The sequence below is a fragment of the Flavobacterium sp. AK-345 genome (assembly GCF_058310175.1).
Map to the genome: position 1 here is coordinate 20245 of NZ_JBZEER010000010.1, position 18031 is coordinate 38275.

Genomic DNA, 18031 nt, shown 5'->3' on the forward strand with positions numbered 1-18031 from the left:
CGAGATTTGGCAGATTGGAATAATGGGATTAATTTAGCACTAAACGTGCCGTCTGAACAACATGTTTGCCGTGGCTGCTGAATTATTACATCACGAGAAAAAAATGAATAAAATAGGATTGGTTGGAGGAATAAGCTGGACATCTACATTAGACTATTACAAGTTTATAAATGAAGGAGTGAATGCAAAGTTAGGGGGATTAAATTTTGCGGAGTGTATTATCTATTCATTAAACTTTGGAGATATCCAGGCTCGAAGCTGGGAAAAATCATATGATCTGCTGCTAAATGCCTGTGAAAGTTTAAGAAAAAGTGGAGCCGACGGAATTGCATTGTTTGCCAACACGGCACATCTCTACGCTGAACGACTTCAGAAGGAGATTAATCTGCCGGTAATCGACATAGTTGCAGAGACGGCCAGAGCGATAAATAAAAATGGGTGTAAAAAAATTGGACTTTTAGGTACAAAGTTTACAATGGAAATGGATTTTTACAGAAGCAAGTTTGAATTGTCCGGACTTGAGGTTTTAATACCAGAAAAACCTGAAACAAGGGAATATATACAATATACGTTAAAGGAAGAACTGGGTGCAGGGGTTATAAACCCTGAAACAAAGAAAAAGTATATAGAAATTGTAAAAGACATTGTGGAAGATGGAGCGCAATGTATTGTACTGGGCTGTACAGAAATCCCAATGCTGCTTAGCCAGGATGATTTTGAAATTCCTGTGTTTGACACTACAAAAATCCATTCACAGGCGATCGTAGATTTTATAACCTGCTGAAACATTTAAGACTGCTACAGCTGCACAATTTTTATAAAAACGGCACAGGCATGCTGATTTGCAGAGTTTATATGTGATATATCTATACAAGTAAGCTTATTATCTTAATTTTAGAAACTAAATTAAAAACCTACAGATGAAGAATCTTTCAAATTTTCAATTTTTTCCAATTGTAAATGACCGAATATTTGAAGAATTTGTCTGCGACATTTTTAATGATATGGAAAAGACCAATACGTATGATCTATTTGGGCGTAAAGGACAGAATCAGTACGGGATCGACATCTATTCTTCATTAAAAGCTACTGTTATCCAATGCAAGCATAAAATTATAACCAGGGCAGACCAAAAAATCAGAGAGGAACTTTTAACGGACTTTAAAAATGAGCTGGACCGTTTTAAAAGTTTTAATGAAGCTATGGGCGGCCACTTTAAAAAGTTTATAGTTGCATCCACGTACAAAAATGATACTCATCTGGCCGCAGAGTGCATAAAACTATCTATCGAGCATAATATTGCTGTGGAATACTGGAGCTGGGACAGATTAACCAGGTACATTAAAGGCGATATTTTTGACAATTATTATGAATTTTTGAGAAATTCTCTGGAACTGTACTATGGAAATACCAAGTCACTCACCACTTTAATTCCTATAAACAGGCAAGATCCCTTTGTAAAGCAGGTTTATGATTTCTTATCGGTAAGATTCAGAGATATCAGAATACTGCATTCCCGGATGTTTTTAAATCAGAATGTTTTGGAACGCGGATTAAATGATTATTCCCGCAGAAGCGTTTTTACCTACAGGAGCTACAACGAGAATTTTTATAAGCTTTTTGCCGATCTTGAATTTAAAGACGATAGGCTTGTCGATAATTTTTCCCAGGACAGGACGCAGTTCCATATGCTGGATTTTATTACAAGAACCTTCAGTGAAAATGGCATACGAACCATTTTAGGAACAAAGTATGGAGAAGTAAAGACAATAATCAATAGAGTGCAGGAACCTGTTGATTATGTCGATCATTTTGAAAAATTCAAATTTATTGAAGTTTTTAGCAAGCTTCCAATTGTATCGGATGAAAGCCCCCTTGAAGAAATTCAGAGGCAGGGATATTTTTATTATAAAATAGGAGATTATCTTCGGGCAAAAGATCTATTTCAGATGGCCAGCGTTAGGGCATTGGAACAAGATAGAAAAATAAGTTATCTCATCGCGCAGCATAATTTACTTCATCTGGGAAAATTTATTGAATGGGGCTATTATGGGCTTGCACAAAAAAATGAGATAGTCCAAGAACTGAAAAGCATTTCTCTTGATGAGATAGAAGTGGACGGTATAGACCAGGAATTAAAAGATACCATTGTGCGCAGTTCTTTTTTTACTTCGGCAAAGGAAATAATCCAGTCTTATACTGATAAAATTGAGGAATTTTATTACAGTCATCTCAGAGGCATCCAGAACTCTGTTAATTTTGAGAATGAACTGGACTATGAATATTCAACACTTCACAGCTTTATTTCAAAAAATTATATAGTTTATGATGAATACTCAGATTACAAACAGATAATACATAATTTATTTAAAGCTTTATTGGCTTCCTACAGTATTGAAGGCGGGCGCAATAAAATTAAAAGCTTAAACGATTTTCATCTCTACCATCTTGTTGAATATGGTGATAAAAACCAGTTTGAAAAGTATTTAAAGCGCTACAATTTATATGAAATTGAGTATGAAAAGTATGAGGATCAGGACTATCAGTTTGTCAGGCTGTTTTCAAATTTTGCGGCTAATTCTACTTCGGAACTAAATGTATTTTTGGAGGAAAATGATCAAAATTTTGTTTCCAATTTTAAAGAAAGATATAAGAATATTTTCCTGAATTTTGTCTTTTTTTCCGGTGTGCTGAAATTGGAATGCGAAGATTTGTCGATTCTTACCGGGAATATATTTAAGGTAATAGAGAGCAGTATAATTTCCGAAAGGTTTGCTTATAAAAGTGTCTACGATTTTTTTATTAGGAAATGCACCGGTATATGCCAAAGCGATCTTATTAGATTTGTATTTTATGCCGTTGCAAGAGAAGAGCTTTACGACCTGAGTAAATTAATTGCTTTTTTAGACGAACTACATTACAATAAAATAATTTTAGATTTAAGCGATGAGCAGTTTAAAATTATAACAGGCCGTTTAGAAAGTGCTTCCAATGATACCTATAATGAGCATCACCTGCAAGTCACTTTGGCTGCTGTGCTGGCTCCGCTGCAAAAGAAGTTTTTAAGTGAACTGCTAGAAGAGAAACTTAATAAAGAGTATGATTCCGATCTATGCCATATGATGCTGATTTACGAATTATTTGACTGTAGATTTAAAGAGTACTTTGATATGTATGCGGCCGCTATAAGCATTCCGCACAATAATAAAGATGCGCGTGCAGCTGACAGTCCAAATGATCCGGATTTTAATAGGAATGATATTCTGGATGGATTTTTTAATATTGCATTTAAATATGAGCTGAGCTTTCCAGATGATTGTTTAACCAGATTAGCCGGCATTTCAAATTACTATGACTGGCTTCTGGATATCGATTCATTTGACTATTCCAAATTTAATCCCTACTGGATAGATGGATATGGGTCCATGTACTATTACAGGCATATGAAAAAACATGATGTTCTACTCAAAAGAGAAGTTCAGAAGCATATCGTTAAAAATCAGGATGAGAGGTTAAAGAGGATATTTTACAATATATTCTGCAGTGACAACCTATAAATGGATATGGAGCTTTTTTTGATATTTGGCTTAGATTATTCCTTTCTGGAAACATTTTTTTCTGAAAACATTCTTTGGATCAAGAACAAAACCTGGGGAGAAATATCAAAATAAAATCAGAAATTTGCAGTCTAAGAATTATACATGACTCCAATAGAGCTTTTAAAATTTATGCTTCTTGATTTTTTAGTAGATCACTTGATGTGGTTTCCACCACCAACACAGAGGAAGTATTGCATCTGTATTTTGAAGTAAAAATAAAACCTCCAAAAGAATTCAATGCTTTCGAATTGGTTTCCAAAGGTTTTCTCGATGAGATTACCATTCAGGATTTTCCTTTAAGAGGCAGATTTGTATAGAAATAAATCAATTCATAGCCTCAGTTCAACAACAATCAAATAAGAACAGATAAAGAATGAGTTTTCTCAAAAAAATCAATTAAAATGTAAAAATAAAAACAAGAGTTTCAGAGAAATTTGAAGCTCTTGTTTTGTATTAGAGATTCGAACCTTCTGGTTTAAACCCAGTAATTTCAAGCCTTTCAAAAATTCACATTTCAAATTGCCACGATTTTGCCCTTAAAATTTGAGCTGTTTTGAAAATGATTAATTAATCTTTTGATTTTTAGCGTGTTGTAAAATAGAAAAGTAAATTGAAGCATATTACTCGAATATCCTTTCTTTACTGGTGTTAAGAGTATATTAACGCTGATTTTTAGATACTTATGTTTTATAATTAATATTTCAAATTTGTAAAATAATTATGTCTTTTCTTATAAAGGATCGCGGGTTCGAAAACTTCTGGGATCACATCAAAAGCCACTCGTTTGAGTGGCTTTTTTGTTTATAATAAATCAAAGATTCCTCTATTAATTCAAAAACTGTTCACGATATTCTGTTGGCGTTAATCCAACTTCTTTTTTAAATAATCTGGAAAAATAAGGAGGATTCTCAAAACCTAGTTGATAGGCTGTTTCAGCTACTGTATTGTTTGTACTCAACAAGAGATTTTTGGCTTCTGTAACCAAAGAAATATGGATGTGCTCCAAAGCTGTTTTACCAGTTTCCTGTTTCAATAAATCGCTTAAATATCTTGCAGATAATGATAGTTGTGTTGCCATATATTTTACGGTTGGCAATCCTTCCTTTTGAAGTTTTCCACTTTCGAAATAAAACTTAAGAATCTCCGTAAACCTGGTAATTATTGTTCCGGATATTGAGGTTCTGTTTAAGAATTGTCGTTTGTAATAGCGTTGCGAATATTTTAGGATAGAGTCAATATGAGTCAGCATAATATCTTTACTAAAATCATCCTGGTTATTGTAATATTCCAGTCTTATTTTATGAAACAAATCCCAAATGGTTTCTTCTTCCTTGGGTGATAAGTGCAAAGCTTCGTTTACTTCATAATCAAAAAAGCCATATTTTTTTATTTCTGAATAAAGATTGGTATTCATTAAAAAATCTTCATCAATATAAATCATAAAGCCTTTTTCTGTTAACTCAATATCGCTCATTGTAATTTTCTGACCCGGTTTTACAAATGCCATCGAACCGTTATCATGATCGTACTTGGTTTTTCCGTATAAAATGGTTCCTGATTTTACTTTCTTTAAAGCTATTTTATAAAAATTCATTGTGAATTCTGTTTCAGTAAACGTGCAGTTTTTTAGTTCTTCAAACGTCACCAAACCAAGCAAAGGATTTTCAGGTGGTGGAAATCCATTGGAAATATAGAGTTCACTTATCGTTTTGTAATTTTTCATTCTTTACAGTTTTATACATTATAAATCTACGCTTTAAAATTTATCACTATTCAAATTTCTTCAAGATAAGTTACTTCTGGGGCATCCGTCAGTTTTCCATTCAAAAAAGCAAAAAAACTTTTCACATAATCTTGCTCAAGATGCCAGTCATAAGTTTGTTTTGAGGTATAAACAGCAAAAATTACGAGTGTATTAGGTTCATCTGTTTTTCTCATCAATATGAAACTTTCGCATCCTTCTTCAAGTAAAATATGATTCCTGGTTTCGATTGCAAATGGAAGTACTTCATTGATAAATTGAGGATCTATTTTAAGTACGGCGTTTGTTATAATTTCATTTTTCATTTTTCTTGTTTTAAATATAAAATTGGAATGCTAAACAATCTTAAAACATTCCAACTATACATTTATTAATTTGTGTTTGTCAGGTTATTTTATTTAATACTTTTTAGTATCGAGTTTTCAAACATTTTTGGTGCATAATGCTGCAGAAAAACAATCATTCCCGACATTTTACCAACCGGATTACTAAACTTAGGTTCTTTTGTGCCAATTAGTTTAGTGATAATTTTAGCAACGGCATCTGGAGATTCTGCTTCGTCTAAACCTTTTTGAGTAGCTGTATTGACAAGTTTTCTGTAGGTATTATAATCCCCGATATTTCCTGTTGAAGAAATGGCATTATGCCCTAAATTTGTTTTAAACCATACAGGCTCTACAACACTAACTTTAATGTTAAACTGATTCAACTCAAAACGTAATGATTTAAAATATCCTTCTACAGCATGTTTCGAAGCAGAATAGTACGATAAATTTGGAGGTCCAATCAATCCAACAATCGAGCTAACAGTAATAATTTGTCCAAATTTTTGTTTTCTAAAATAAGGTATAATTGCATTTGTTACTTTAACGGTTCCCCAAAAGTTGGTTTCAAATTGTTTTCTGGCTACATCAATAGGCGTTTCTTCTGCAATACCCGTTATCATAAAACCGGCATTGTTTACTAAAACATCCAGTTGTTTGGTTTCTTTAGAGAGTCTTTCTTTAAATTCATTAATAGAATTATCGTCGTCAATATCCAAACGCATTAATTTAAACGGAACTTTGTATTTTTCTGGTTCGCGGCTTGTTCCAATTATGTTAAACCCTTTTTTGTGAAGGTCATTAGCCAGCATCAATCCAAAACCTGAAGATGCTCCTGTAATTAAAATTGTTTTGCTCATTTTATTCTTTATATGATTAATAATGAGGCAAATTTAGAACACGGGTCATCGTTAGTACTTATACAAAAGTCGGAAGACGTGATACATTTTTACAATTTGTTTTTTGGCAATCACTTCAATTATAAAATGAGTTTATAAAGAGTAAAATATAATTATTTGCAGTAATTTAGTATTCTCTATAGCTTCCTAATGATTTTTGAATTTACAGCAGCACCGGGTTTTGACTTTATAACTTTGTTTTCAAAACAAATAAATGTTCCTGTGCGAGATAATGTATTGCAAATTCCTGCAAGCCTGGGTGAAGGTTATGTGCGTAAAGTTGGTTTTGGGGATGATTTTAAATTAACGATTCATCGGTATATATTAAAGGAAGATTTAATTCTTAAACGTAATCCGGCAGTAAAGGCGAATAATGTGCGAACTATTTTCTTTTATAATAATAAAGAAGATCTTGAAGTTAAATGTAATAACGAGGAAAATATCCCCTTTTTTCAAAAGAATGATTCTTCTATCATTCTTTCTACAAATGATTTGCGAACAGAAATTCGTTTTCCTGCCGGAAGCAATATTCAGTATGTTGTAGTGGGTATTACTGCCAGCAGATTGCATTCGGTTTTATCTATAGAAAAGCCTAACACTACAATACAAACTATTACTGCTGAAGACGCTTCTTTTCTTTTTTTCGAAAATTTGGATCCTGAAATGCAGTTGCTTCTTAAAAATATTGTATCAGTCGACATGAATAATTCTATGAATAATTTTTATGTACAAATTAAAGTACAGGAATTAATGTATTTGCTTTTTAGTAAATTATCACTTCGGGAGAACACGACTTTTAAGAATATAAATAGTAACGATGCACAAAAACTTCTAGTCATTCGCAACGAAATACTGAATGATCTTAGTACTCCGCCGGTTCTAAATGAATTAGCTATTATTGCTTCAATGAGCGAAACGAAACTCAAGCAGCTCTTCAAACAGACATTTGGAGATACCATCTATAATTATTATCAAAAGGCAAGGATGGAAGAAGCGGCTTTTCTGTTAAAACAAGCCAAACATTCTGTTTCTGAAGTGGGTTACGAGTTGGGATTTTCGAATTTGAGTCATTTCAGCAGATTATTTGAGAAGCAGTACGGCATCACACCCAAAAAGTTTTCTTATACTATATAAGTATCATTTTTCATCTTCGATATTAAAAATGTAACTGTCGGATAGGACTATTCTTGTGTCTTTTTTGGTTATTTTACCCATATATTAACTTCTAAATTTGTTCCTATAATTAAATAGAACAAAATGAAAAAGTTACTTACGCCTTTTGAGAAAGGCACTATAAAATTTAAAAATCATCTGGTAATGGCGCCGATGACCCGAAGCAGAGCTATAGACAATCTTCCAAATGAACTCATGGCAAACTATTATGCACAACGCTCTGGTGCTGGTTTAATTATTACCGAAGGTACCTCGCCAAGTCCCGAAGGATTAGGATATCCGCGTATTCCCGTAATTTATTCTGAAGCGCAGGTTGCAGGCTGGAAAAAAGTTACAGATGCTGTACATCAAAATGGATCAAAAATTTTTCTGCAGTTAATGCATACCGGGCGTATCGCTCATGTTGCCAATTTGCCAAACGGAATTCTGCCCGTAGGACCTTCGGATATCAAGGCGGCAGGTGAAATTTTTACTGATTCTCTGGGCATGCAGGAACATTCCGTTCCGTTGGCGCTTAGTTTAGATGGGATAACGCGTGTTATTGAAGATTTTGTAAATGCTTCTAAAAATGCAATTCTTGCCGGTTTTGACGGTGTAGAACTTCATGGTGCCAATGGATATTTACTGGAACAATTCTTAAATCCAAATGTAAATAACAGGACAGATCCTTACGGTGGCAATCTTATCAACAGAAGCCGACTTATTTTAGAGATTTCAGAAGCAATTGCAGCAGCTATCGGTTCGGATAAAGTCGGAATTCGTTTTTCTCCGTTTTCTCAATTAAGTGATCAGGCTGCGTATGATTCAGAAGAAGTGCATCAAACCTATACTTATCTAAGCAGTGAACTGGATAAATTAGGAATCGCCTATATTCATCTTTCGACCAATCCTGAAATTCCGGAAAAAACATATAAGGCAATCCGTGCCGTATTTACCAATACAATCATAATTTGTAATGGACTTACAGCAGAAACAGCCGAAGAAAAACTGTTAGACAATTCTGCAGATCTTGTTGCCTTTGGTCGAGGATTTCTCGCTAATCCCGATTTTGTAAAACGCATTGAAAAAAATCTTTCCCTCAACGATGTAGATTTCAGCACATTGTATTCTCCGGGTGAAACAGGTTATATAGATTATCCACTTTATACTTCAAAATAATGAAAGCAATTCAATACAAAGATTACGGAAGTTCAGCTGTGATTGAACTGGTTGAGGTTTCGATACCATCAATTCAAAATGAAAATGATGTTTTAATTCAGGTTAAAGCAGTAGGTGTGAATCCAATAGATATGAAAATACGAATGGGATTAATGAAGGAAATCCGTCCTGTAGAAATGCCGTTTATACCCGGTGGTGAAGCTTCAGGAATAATTGTTGCCGTTGGCGGAGGTGTATCAAAATTTAAAGTTGGAGATGAGGTTATTGCTCTTACCTGGAAAAATGCTTACGCAGAATATGCGACTGCAAACGAAAATTTTGTTTTGCTGAAACCCGAAGGTTTGTCTTTTGAAGAAGGAGCTTCGATAGTTGTTAATATCGGTACTTCTCAATCTGTTTTATTTACAGAAGGAAAATTAGAAAAAGGTCAAAAAGTTTTAATTCAGGGCGGTGCCGGTGCGGTTGGTGGTGCAATGGTGCAAATGGCAAAAGCAGCCGGCGCATACGTTATTGCAACAGCCTCTGGAAACGGTGTGGCATTAGCCAAAAGCCTTGGTGCTGAGGAAGTGATTGATTATAAACTACAGGACGTTTCAGGTATTGCAAAAGATGTTGATTTAGTTGCAGATACAGCCGGAGGCGAAGCTCAGGCAAAGCTTTTTCAAGTTTTAAAACATGGTGGGAAACTTTTGAGTATCGCTATGCCGCCATCGCAAGAGCTTGCAGAACAATACAATGTAAAAGCTTCTTTTGTGGTTTCTGACATTTCTGCCAGGACTTTACAAAACGGAATTGATTTGATAAAAGCGGGGAAATTCAAAACAATTGTTTCCAAAACATTTAAGCTTGAAGAAGCCGCAATAGCTCAGGATTTCTTAACAGCTGGCGGCGTAAACGGCAAAGTTGTGCTTGTTGCAGATCAGGAATAAAAATAAATAATTTTGAGATTAAAGCCATTCTAACGAGTGGCTTTTTTGTTTTATATCAGATTGTTTATTCTAATTAATTGAAACCCCAAAATCATTTGCTGTCAAGCCAGTTTTTAAAAGAAATGCCGCGCTCTCTGCTTATCAGTATTATTTCACTAATTGCCGGAGTGAGCTCCAGTTTTAGTTTATAATCAAAAGATTGGGATAGTTTATGGATTGATTTTAAAGAAACGATATAGTTTCTGCTCACTTTGAAAAAATCATTGGGATTTAATTCTTGTATTAATTCATCGAGCGTTTGCTTGATGACATATCTTTGGTTGGAATGTGTGGTAAGAGATACTATTTTATTTTCAGAACTAAAATAGGCAATATCAGTACTGGGGATTGTAATGAATAAATCTTTATAGTTAATTAAAAATCGTGATCTGTAAATCTCTTTATGTAAGCGCATTTTTTTTAAAATATCCACAACAATGTTGTCAGGCTCAGGAGCTATAAAACTTTTAATTCTTTTGATACTCGAATTCAATTTTTTTTGTTCGATAGGTTTTAAAAGATAATCTATTCCGTTTACTTCGAATGCCTGCAAGGCATATTCATCATAAGCAGTTGTAAAAATAACATACGACTTAATATTCACCTGATTGAAGATTTCAAAACTAAGACCATCTGTAAGGCGAATATCCATAAAAATAATGTCAGGACTTTTTTCTTTTTCAAGCCATGCAATACTCTCGCGCACTGTTTGTAAAACTGCTGTAACTACAATTTCTTCTTCTGACTGTAAAAGCATTTTTTGCAGTCTTGCAGCATTGGCAGCTTCATCTTCTATAATTAGAACTGTTATCATAAAGTACTTTAATTGGTAAGTAAAGGTATTCGAACTTCAAATATTGTGTCAAAATCATTGACCACAGGAAGCGTGCTGCCTATTATTTTATAACTATGGTAAATATGTGCCAGACCAATTCCTTCGCTGGGTTCTTTGGTAAATTTAGCCGACTTGTTATTCTGTATTATTATCCATTGATCTTCATAACTAATGCTGATAAGAAGCGGCGTCGTTGAGGAAAAAGAGTTGTGCTTTATTGCGTTTTCAATCAAAAGCTGTAAAGTTAAAGGCGGTATAAATTTACTTAAATTAGAATTATTTTCCTCGATATGAATATCGATAGAAGATCCATACCTGATTTGATACAGAAACAAATATTCGGTTATAAAATCCAATTCCGTTTTTAGAACAACCAGATTTTTATTTCTGTTGGACAAAACATACCGATAAACTGCAGAAAGATTGGTGACATATAACACAGCAGTAGCTTGGTTTTCCTCAATCAATGAAGTAAGTGTACTTAGGTTGTTAAATAAAAAATGCGGATCTAATTGAAGTTTTAAAGCATTAAGTTCTGATTGTAATGCCTGTTTTTTGTTTTCTATAGCTTCAAGTTTGCTTTCATTCCATTTAAAAAAAAGTTGTTCGGCGGTTAAACCTGTAGTTATTAATATAGAAAATATACTGCCAATGATTAATACTCGTCTTAAAAGAAGGTCGTCATAGCCATATTTTTGAGGAAGATCAATATTAAAAAACAGAACGGCGAGAATACTTACAATAACGATGTGAAGCAGCAGCTGAAAAATAAATCTTGACAAATTATATTTTTTCGAAACTGATTTTTTAGTAAAAATTTGCGATATCCAAAGACCGGTTTCAAATAATACTACTGTAAAGATCAAACAAAATAATCCTTCAATAATAAAATCCATTAGAGTATAAAACTTCCATCCCTGAAGATTACTCTCGTCAGAATTAAGGAGTATTAGTATTAGATACAGGATTACAGTAAAAACTATATACCCATATAAACGTAAATATTTATAGCGCCTTACATACATAATATTAATAATAAAAGTGTACTACTATGACCTGGTTATTACATCTAAAATAATTCTTCACAGTGTATTCCAACTTTATAAAGTTCTGTTATTAAAAATTCAGAGCAGCTTTTGTTACTCTCAACTCTTAAAATTTTGTCACAATCTTCTAAATCAAAATTCCATTTAGAATCCAAAAGTACTTTATTAAGAACAGGTTTTGCTTTTCTTAATTTAGATTTTGTGTTAACGTTTGTTTTATAGACAGAAATTATCATGCACATACATTATTAAAAACTAAAAAGATATGATTTTAACCCGAGCTGCATACTCATACCGCTTAAATGTGTATCAGAACCCGAAGGCGCCGTTGGGAGTGTAGAGGCTTGTCCTTCAAGAGAAACAATAAAATACCTGTTGAATACATAATTAACACCAACACTTCCTGAGATGTAGAGATAATTACCGGTTTTAGTAGTGTAGCTTATCGTATTTTCATTTATCAGCGATGTTTTAGGAGAGTCGATAAAAGAGGTACCTGACCCTAGCATTACAAAAGGCTGCCAATGTTTGATTTTATATTGATATCCAAGATTGATGCCTATCGTAGTGCTGTTTGCTTTTGAATCTATGATGGAATTAAAACCATTAGAGTTTTGAATAGATTTATAAGACACCGCTGTTTGTCCGAACTGTAATTTAGCAAAATAATGCTCTTTATAGTTTAGCTGAAGGAAAGTTACACCATTAGAGCCAAGCTGGTTTTTATCATTAGGAAAACCTTTGCTGGATCCTTTGAAAGGGGCGAAAACACCAAACGAACCTCCAAAATCAACGGAGAATTTTTCAGATAATGAATCTGATTCGGTTTGTGCCATTAATAACGTTACGCAAAATAATAAAAAGGTAGTCAGTAACTTTGTCATTAGTATAAATTTTAAGATTAATGACGAAGATAGTTTCAGGTTAATTATTGGTATTGAAATAATTTACCCAACCCGTTAAATTGGCTGCTGAATTTAAAAATACCTGAACTCAATTTTTTTGTTTTTATTTAAAGAAGATGGAAAAACAGTTTGTAACTTTATCAGATATTAAATGAGATGACAGAACTTCTTCAAAAAAATATTGCAGCACATATTTCTCTTTCAAATCCTGAAACAGAAGCATTTTGCAATTTATTTCAACATGAAATAATCAAAAAAAGAAGTTTTTTACTTCGGGAGGGTGAAGTATGCAAATTTGAAGGATTTGTTATAAAAGGACTTTTTCGGGTTTATCATATCGACAAGGATGGCTTTGAGCAAATACTGTATTTTGCAATTGAAAATTGGTGGATTACAGATATTGACAGTTTTACTAACGAAACACCATCACAGCTTTTTATAGAAGCTCTTGAAGATAGTGAGGTGCTTTTAATATCTAAAAAAGATAAAGAATTTGCCTATTCTAATATGCCGGAAATTGAGAAGCTATTTCGGGTTATGACGCAAAAAACACATGTCGCCCTGCAACGCAGAATGATCGATAATCTGAGCAAAACAGCAGAGTCCAGATATATTGAGTTTTCAGAAAAATATCCACAGCTTATTCAGCGTCTTTCCAATATTCAAGTTGCTGCTTATTTGGGTATTACCAATGTTTTTTTGAGTAATATTCGAAAGAAAATTGCGCTGAAAAAATAAGTTTTCATTGCTTTATTAAACTAGTTTAATGTTTTGAGATTGCATAAGGTTTCATCTTTGCAGGGTTAATTTAAACCAAACAAAATGAAACAGAATATCACAATACTACTTACAACAATTTTAATCTTATTTAATATGGAAACACAAGCACAAAGTTTCAAAATTATTGAAACTAAAAATCTCAAACTTCAGGTTTACAACGCATCAGAAAATAGTTTTGGTGTAGCATCAGTAATTGTGTCCGGAAAAACTGATGCCGTTTTGATCGATGCGCAGTTTACTTTGGCTGAAGCCGAAAAAGTAGCACAGGAAATTAAGGCAGGCGGCAAAAAACTAACGACAATTTATGTATCTCACGGCGATCCTGATTTTTATTTCGGATTGGAAGTATTCAAAAAATATTTCCCGGAAGTAACTGTTTATGCATCTCCTTCAACGGTAGAACACATTAAAGCCACATCTCAAAAGAAATTAGAAGTATGGGGCGAGAGACTTGGTAAAAACATTACTTCGAATGTAATTTTACCTCAGGTTTTAAAAGGAAACAGCATCGAATTAGAAGGTCAGAAACTAGAAATTGTAGGTTTGGAAGAATTTCCGGCTGAGACTTTTGTTTGGATTCCTTCTATCAAAGCCGTTGTTGGCGGAATTAATGTTTTCGGAACTACTTTTCATCTTTGGATGGCAGATGCACAAAACCCAGAAAAACGTAAAAGCTGGATTTCGATTTTAGATAAAATTACGGCTTTGCATCCTGAAATTGTAATTCCGGCGCATGCCAATTCAAATTCTCCATTTGATATTGCTGCTGTAAATCATACCAAAAGTTATATTCAGTTTTACGAAGAAGCTTTAAAAACCAATAAAACCTCTGAAGCTTTAATCACGGCTTTAAAAACAAAATATCCTGCACTTACTTTTGAAACTGCTTTGATGATTGGAGCAAAAGTAAATACCGGAGAAATGAAATGGTAAAACTAATAAGCTCTGGCCTGATGATAGTTTTGGCATTGTCAGGCTGTTCTTTAAATAAAAAAGCAATGACAAATCTTGAAATCATAAAAAGTACTTACGAAGGAAAAACTTCAGAAGAAAACGGAAAAAATTTAGCTGAATATGCTGCAGATGATATTTCCTGGACAGAAGCCAAAGGTTTTCCGTATGCAGGAACTTATATAGGTCTGGAAAGCATTACCAAAAATGTTTTTAGCAGATTAGGAAGTGAGTGGATTGACTACAAATTTACTCCGGAAGATTATGTTGCAAACGAGGATAGAGTAGTGGCTTTTGGAACTTATACGGGTACTTATAAAAAAACAAATAAGTTGTTTGCAGCCAGAGTAGCACACATTTGGAAATTGAAAGAGGGGAAAATAGTAAGCTTTGAGCAATTTGTAGACAGTCAGACTGTTAACGATGCAATGAAGTAATTTATAATTTTTGAAAAAAAAGAGCTGTCGATAAACAGCTCTTTTTTTTATGATTTAATTCTGCGAAAGCTGGGTCACTGTATATCCTGATGCTACAGATCCTGATATAAAAACAGTATAAACTTTTCCGGCCGCAAAATCAGTTGCTGATAATGTCGCCAGATTTTCGGATCCTCCTGTACCGCGAACCTGAATGCTTACAGATCCGGCATTAATTTCTGAATAACCGCTTTGGCTGTATCTTACAAGGTTTGATACAAGACTGTTGCCTTGTCCGTCCAGAAAATCAATATTACTTGGCGCTCCCGAACTTAAATGGATAAATTTTATCTTTGCTTTTCCACTAGATGGCGCGCTGACGTTATCTTCATAAAGTCTCACCTCTGCGTCGTCTCTTGATTCTCCCGTTAAATATACGGTATATCTTTTATCGTCATCCAGATCAAGTTCTTCTGAGGCATACAAATCGTTATCATTTTCATCCCTGAACTGACTTACTAAATTATTGCCCACCGCTACATCGTGATACGATACAGAATGTTCTAAATAGCTCAGATTGCCTATGTAAGGAATATTTGCCATAACAAATTTTTGAGAACCCGCATTAGGAGCTGCATTTACGACTTTAAGCCTTGCAGAACCAAACGGATCCACTTCGTTATTATCACATGATGACACTACAATCAGGGCTGTAATAGCCATTATTTTTACAGCAATTGTGGTAAGGTTTTTTTTAATTTTCATAATTTTTAATTTTAGTTTGACTTCGTTTTTAATTGATTACATGTATTTTACTCTGATGCTAATTTTGTTGTTTTGATTTTTTACATTGACTTTAAAATCATCAAAAGCGGGTTTTTTCATTTTTTCCATGAAGAAATCAGAAAAACCAAAACCTTCTTTTGGTATTCCTAACATGTTTTTGTTAAGTTCTCCGCTTTTATTTTCATCATCAATAAGAGTAATGCCGTATGTTCCGGGTTCCAGCGTACAATTAATAATCATGGAGCCGTTTTCAATTTTCTTTTCGAATACCAGTTTTTTAGAAACTTTTTCTTCCTGATAATCTTCGTTATTTTTGAAAACGTTGAGTATAATTTGTCCTTTTCCGGATCGAATTTCCGAAACTCTAATCTGGGTATTTTGCCCGTACGAACTGCTGAAGCACAAAATCGCGATCAGCGTTATAAGCCGCGCTGCATTGGGAATTTTGATTTTAATCATCACATTTTAATTTAAGATTGCTCTGCGAAAGTAACAGGGCAATTGCTTTAAAAGCCTAAAAAATAAGTTCAAACGGACAATATTACGGCTGAGGCGTTATGCCTGAAATAATGTGTGATAATAGATGGAAAAGTGGGGGAATTTTATTTGAATTTGAAGATTAACTTGCCAGCCAGGCCAATACTTTTGATCTTTTTTCTCTGCTGACAAAAACATCTTTATGAAAAGGAAATACAAGGTTTACTTTTAATTTTCTGGGAAAATAATCTGTTACGTCAATTATGGCGTTTCGGTTAACGAGTTGTTGCCTGTTCATTCTAAAGAAGAATTTATTGGTTCTTTTTTCCAGATCTTCCAGGCTTTCGGTCAAAATATAACTTTTACCATTGTGAGCATGCATGACCGTCGTTTCTGCTTCGACATAAAAAAGTGCAATTTTATCCAGCGTAAAAGGAAGCAGGCGATCTCTGTATTTTACCATTATAGTTTCACTAACAGGTTGTTGCAGGTTTGAGATCGTTTCCATTGCCTTTTGGTATTGTTGCGCAAGCTGGCCGCTCATTAATTTTTGCATGTTCTGAAATTTGCCCAAAGCGGCTTCCAGTTCGTTTCCACTAAAGGGTTTCAGGATATATTCAATACCATTTGCTTTAAAAGCATCAAGTGCATATTCGTTAAAAGCCGTACAAAATATAACGGGAACATGAAGAGGTACCGCTTTTATGATTTCAAAACTCAAACCGTCGCCCAATTGTATGTCGCTAAAAATAAGATCTGGCTGAGGATTGTTTTTGAAATAAGCAATAGCTTCTTTTACAGATCCCAAAAAGGCTGTAATTTCAATTTCGGCATTGCAGTTTTTCAGGCTGTTGGCAAGATCTTCGGCTACAAGCGATTCATCTTCAATAATTATGATTTTCATCGGTATTTACTTTAAAGCTTACAGAAAAGGTAATGCCATCGTTATTAATTATAATTTCATTTCCGGACCAAATCAGGCATCGTTCTGCGAGATTTGCCAAACCGCTTTTTAAAGATGTTTCACCAGCTTCTTTTGTGTTTATGGTGTTAGATACTGATATATAATCCCCTTTTTGTTCTATTTTAATATGCAAAGGCTGTTGTTTGGTAAAACGATTGTGTTTGATCGCATTTTCTGCCAATGGCTGAAGTGAAAAAGTAGGAACGGTGCTTTTTAGCATTTCCGGATCATTGATTTTAATATCCCATTCTAAGGCTTCACCAAAACGCATTTTCTGCATTTCCAGATAGTTTTGGCAAAAATCCAATTCTTCTTCAAGCGTCGTAACCATACTGTCGTTAAGCGATACGGCAGCGCGCAGAAAGCCGGCAAGCTGTATTAAATAATGTTCTCCAAGTGTAAGGTCTTTTTTGTAAAGTGCTTTTAAAGTGTTGAGCGAATTGAATAAAAAATGCGGATGAATCTGCTGTTTTAAAAGCAAATTTTCTGCTTCGGCCGTACGAAGCTGTAGTTTCGAATTTTCCATTTCGGCTTTTGTTTTGGCCAATCTTAAAATAGCAAAATCCTGCAGCAGCAATACTAATGTAGCAACAAATAGTGCCTCGGTTAAAAAAGTGGCAATAAGTTCTAAATCATCATGACGCCATGAAATATCTGCCATATAAGCAAAAAAAGGCCACAAAAGCATTTCCAATATAATCGAACTACAAAAACTCGCACCGTAACGCCAGAGCCTAAATTTAGAAATGTCGTTGGGAAATTTTATAACACATAATTCTAAAATAGCAGAAAGTGAAAAAGTAACCAGAAGAATGTAAAAAAAACTTTTTAAGGTCATTACCACAACAAGAAGAGCTGAATTTTTAAATATAACCAGAAAAAATAAAGCAATAAACGATATTAAGAACGTTAGAAATAAGTTCATTTTATAAATTTCCCTCAAAATTAAAGGAGAGAAAGATTTTGATATATTGTTCATTTATATGGTT

At 33.9% G+C, this 18031-nt stretch carries 18 protein-coding genes; 8 read left to right on the forward strand and 10 right to left on the reverse strand.

The window, feature by feature from the left end; translation table 11 throughout:
* Positions 1–103: 103 nt before the first annotated feature.
* A complete protein-coding gene (locus AC4FQ3_RS17040; RefSeq protein ID WP_491182632.1) occupies positions 104–784 on the forward strand; it encodes an aspartate/glutamate racemase family protein in 681 nt (226 codons plus the stop codon).
* Positions 785–1004: 220 nt separating this feature from the next.
* Positions 1005–3557 (forward strand): hypothetical protein, encoded by a 2553-nt coding sequence (locus AC4FQ3_RS17045; protein WP_491182633.1) that lies wholly within the window; start codon positions 1005–1007, stop codon positions 3555–3557.
* A gap of 868 nt (positions 3558–4425) precedes the next feature.
* On the opposite strand, the gene AC4FQ3_RS17050 is transcribed toward AC4FQ3_RS17045, so the two are convergent.
* The 3 genes from AC4FQ3_RS17050 to AC4FQ3_RS17060 all read right to left on the reverse strand — a co-directional run bounded on the left by AC4FQ3_RS17050 (position 4426) and on the right by AC4FQ3_RS17060 (position 6544).
* Positions 4426–5322 (reverse strand): helix-turn-helix domain-containing protein, encoded by an 897-nt coding sequence (locus AC4FQ3_RS17050; RefSeq protein WP_491182634.1) that lies wholly within the window; start codon positions 5320–5322, stop codon positions 4426–4428.
* A 50-nt stretch (positions 5323–5372) separates the two neighbouring features.
* Positions 5373–5666 (reverse strand): putative quinol monooxygenase, encoded by a 294-nt coding sequence (locus AC4FQ3_RS17055; RefSeq protein WP_491182635.1) that lies wholly within the window; start codon positions 5664–5666, stop codon positions 5373–5375.
* Positions 5667–5755: 89 nt separating this feature from the next.
* Entirely contained in the window at positions 5756–6544 is a 789-nt protein-coding gene (locus tag AC4FQ3_RS17060; protein WP_491182636.1) for an SDR family oxidoreductase, read from the reverse strand.
* A gap of 189 nt (positions 6545–6733) precedes the next feature.
* Between AC4FQ3_RS17060 and AC4FQ3_RS17065 the strand changes: the two genes are divergently transcribed.
* From AC4FQ3_RS17065 to AC4FQ3_RS17075, 3 genes are all read left to right on the forward strand, one after another.
* Positions 6734–7717 (forward strand): helix-turn-helix domain-containing protein, encoded by a 984-nt coding sequence (locus AC4FQ3_RS17065; RefSeq protein ID WP_491182637.1) that lies wholly within the window; start codon positions 6734–6736, stop codon positions 7715–7717.
* Positions 7718–7840: 123 nt separating this feature from the next.
* On the forward strand, positions 7841–8914 hold the full coding sequence (locus AC4FQ3_RS17070) for an alkene reductase (protein WP_491182638.1): 1074 nt from the start codon (positions 7841–7843) through the stop codon (positions 8912–8914).
* A complete protein-coding gene (locus AC4FQ3_RS17075) occupies positions 8914–9843 on the forward strand; it encodes an NADP-dependent oxidoreductase (RefSeq protein WP_491182639.1) in 930 nt (309 codons plus the stop codon). The genes AC4FQ3_RS17070 and AC4FQ3_RS17075 overlap by 1 nt, the downstream gene beginning before the upstream one ends.
* A 91-nt stretch (positions 9844–9934) precedes the next feature.
* On the opposite strand, the gene AC4FQ3_RS17080 is transcribed toward AC4FQ3_RS17075, so the two are convergent.
* The 3 genes from AC4FQ3_RS17080 to AC4FQ3_RS17090 all read right to left on the reverse strand — a co-directional run bounded on the left by AC4FQ3_RS17080 (position 9935) and on the right by AC4FQ3_RS17090 (position 12647).
* Positions 9935–10696, reverse strand: a complete 762-nt coding sequence (locus tag AC4FQ3_RS17080) for a LytR/AlgR family response regulator transcription factor (RefSeq protein ID WP_491182640.1) — start codon at positions 10694–10696, stop codon at positions 9935–9937.
* A gap of 8 nt (positions 10697–10704) precedes the next feature.
* Entirely contained in the window at positions 10705–11499 is a 795-nt protein-coding gene (locus AC4FQ3_RS17085) for a sensor histidine kinase (RefSeq protein WP_491182641.1), read from the reverse strand.
* Positions 11500–12011: 512 nt separating this feature from the next.
* Complete coding sequence (locus tag AC4FQ3_RS17090) at positions 12012–12647, reverse strand: outer membrane beta-barrel protein (protein WP_491182642.1); 636 nt, start codon at positions 12645–12647, stop codon at positions 12012–12014.
* Between the two features lie 177 nt (positions 12648–12824).
* Between AC4FQ3_RS17090 and AC4FQ3_RS17095 the strand changes: the two genes are divergently transcribed.
* From AC4FQ3_RS17095 to AC4FQ3_RS17105, 3 genes are all read left to right on the forward strand, one after another.
* A complete protein-coding gene (locus tag AC4FQ3_RS17095; protein ID WP_073395143.1) occupies positions 12825–13406 on the forward strand; it encodes a Crp/Fnr family transcriptional regulator in 582 nt (193 codons plus the stop codon).
* An 84-nt stretch (positions 13407–13490) separates the two neighbouring features.
* Complete coding sequence (locus AC4FQ3_RS17100) at positions 13491–14381, forward strand: MBL fold metallo-hydrolase (protein ID WP_491182643.1); 891 nt, start codon at positions 13491–13493, stop codon at positions 14379–14381.
* On the forward strand, positions 14375–14836 hold the full coding sequence (locus tag AC4FQ3_RS17105; RefSeq protein WP_491182644.1) for a nuclear transport factor 2 family protein: 462 nt from the start codon (positions 14375–14377) through the stop codon (positions 14834–14836). Before AC4FQ3_RS17100 ends, AC4FQ3_RS17105 begins: the two co-directional genes overlap by 7 nt.
* A 54-nt stretch (positions 14837–14890) precedes the next feature.
* Here the strand turns inward: AC4FQ3_RS17105 and AC4FQ3_RS17110 are convergent, their stop codons facing one another.
* The 4 genes from AC4FQ3_RS17110 to AC4FQ3_RS17125 all read right to left on the reverse strand — a co-directional run bounded on the left by AC4FQ3_RS17110 (position 14891) and on the right by AC4FQ3_RS17125 (position 18021).
* Positions 14891–15580, reverse strand: a complete 690-nt coding sequence (locus AC4FQ3_RS17110) for a DUF4397 domain-containing protein (protein WP_491182645.1) — start codon at positions 15578–15580, stop codon at positions 14891–14893.
* A 36-nt stretch (positions 15581–15616) separates the two neighbouring features.
* Positions 15617–16060: a DUF2141 domain-containing protein gene (locus tag AC4FQ3_RS17115; protein WP_491182646.1), complete on the reverse strand. Its 444-nt coding sequence runs from the start codon at positions 16058–16060 to the stop codon at positions 15617–15619.
* Positions 16061–16220: 160 nt separating this feature from the next.
* The gene (locus AC4FQ3_RS17120; RefSeq protein WP_491182647.1) at positions 16221–16982 is read right to left on the reverse strand and encodes a LytR/AlgR family response regulator transcription factor; all 762 of its coding nucleotides are present in this window, start codon (positions 16980–16982) and stop codon (positions 16221–16223) included.
* Positions 16963–18021 (reverse strand): sensor histidine kinase, encoded by a 1059-nt coding sequence (locus AC4FQ3_RS17125; protein WP_491182648.1) that lies wholly within the window; start codon positions 18019–18021, stop codon positions 16963–16965. The genes AC4FQ3_RS17120 and AC4FQ3_RS17125 overlap by 20 nt, the downstream gene beginning before the upstream one ends.
* Positions 18022–18031 lie beyond the last annotated feature (10 nt).

What these genes read in the sequence shown, in the direction of transcription:
- AC4FQ3_RS17080 (WP_491182640.1), bottom strand. Translation starts at nt 10,696, where the DNA reads ATGATAACAGTTCTAATTATAGAAGATGAAGCTGCCAATGCTGCAAGA.
- AC4FQ3_RS17125 (WP_491182648.1), bottom strand. Translation starts at nt 18,021, where the DNA reads ATGAACAATATATCAAAATCTTTCTCTCCTTTAATTTTGAGGGAAATT.
- AC4FQ3_RS17115 (WP_491182646.1), bottom strand. Translation starts at nt 16,060, where the DNA reads ATGATTAAAATCAAAATTCCCAATGCAGCGCGGCTTATAACGCTGATC.
- AC4FQ3_RS17040 (WP_491182632.1), top strand. Translation starts at nt 104, where the DNA reads ATGAATAAAATAGGATTGGTTGGAGGAATAAGCTGGACATCTACATTA.
- AC4FQ3_RS17100 (WP_491182643.1), top strand. Translation starts at nt 13,491, where the DNA reads ATGAAACAGAATATCACAATACTACTTACAACAATTTTAATCTTATTT.
- AC4FQ3_RS17110 (WP_491182645.1), bottom strand. Translation starts at nt 15,580, where the DNA reads ATGAAAATTAAAAAAAACCTTACCACAATTGCTGTAAAAATAATGGCT.
- AC4FQ3_RS17105 (WP_491182644.1), top strand. Translation starts at nt 14,375, where the DNA reads ATGGTAAAACTAATAAGCTCTGGCCTGATGATAGTTTTGGCATTGTCA.
- AC4FQ3_RS17065 (WP_491182637.1), top strand. Translation starts at nt 6,734, where the DNA reads ATGATTTTTGAATTTACAGCAGCACCGGGTTTTGACTTTATAACTTTG.
- AC4FQ3_RS17095 (WP_073395143.1), top strand. Translation starts at nt 12,825, where the DNA reads ATGACAGAACTTCTTCAAAAAAATATTGCAGCACATATTTCTCTTTCA.
- AC4FQ3_RS17060 (WP_491182636.1), bottom strand. Translation starts at nt 6,544, where the DNA reads ATGAGCAAAACAATTTTAATTACAGGAGCATCTTCAGGTTTTGGATTG.
- AC4FQ3_RS17055 (WP_491182635.1), bottom strand. Translation starts at nt 5,666, where the DNA reads ATGAAAAATGAAATTATAACAAACGCCGTACTTAAAATAGATCCTCAA.
- AC4FQ3_RS17045 (WP_491182633.1), top strand. Translation starts at nt 1,005, where the DNA reads ATGGAAAAGACCAATACGTATGATCTATTTGGGCGTAAAGGACAGAAT.
- AC4FQ3_RS17070 (WP_491182638.1), top strand. Translation starts at nt 7,841, where the DNA reads ATGAAAAAGTTACTTACGCCTTTTGAGAAAGGCACTATAAAATTTAAA.
- AC4FQ3_RS17075 (WP_491182639.1), top strand. Translation starts at nt 8,914, where the DNA reads ATGAAAGCAATTCAATACAAAGATTACGGAAGTTCAGCTGTGATTGAA.
- AC4FQ3_RS17050 (WP_491182634.1), bottom strand. Translation starts at nt 5,322, where the DNA reads ATGAAAAATTACAAAACGATAAGTGAACTCTATATTTCCAATGGATTT.
- AC4FQ3_RS17120 (WP_491182647.1), bottom strand. Translation starts at nt 16,982, where the DNA reads ATGAAAATCATAATTATTGAAGATGAATCGCTTGTAGCCGAAGATCTT.
- AC4FQ3_RS17090 (WP_491182642.1), bottom strand. Translation starts at nt 12,647, where the DNA reads ATGACAAAGTTACTGACTACCTTTTTATTATTTTGCGTAACGTTATTA.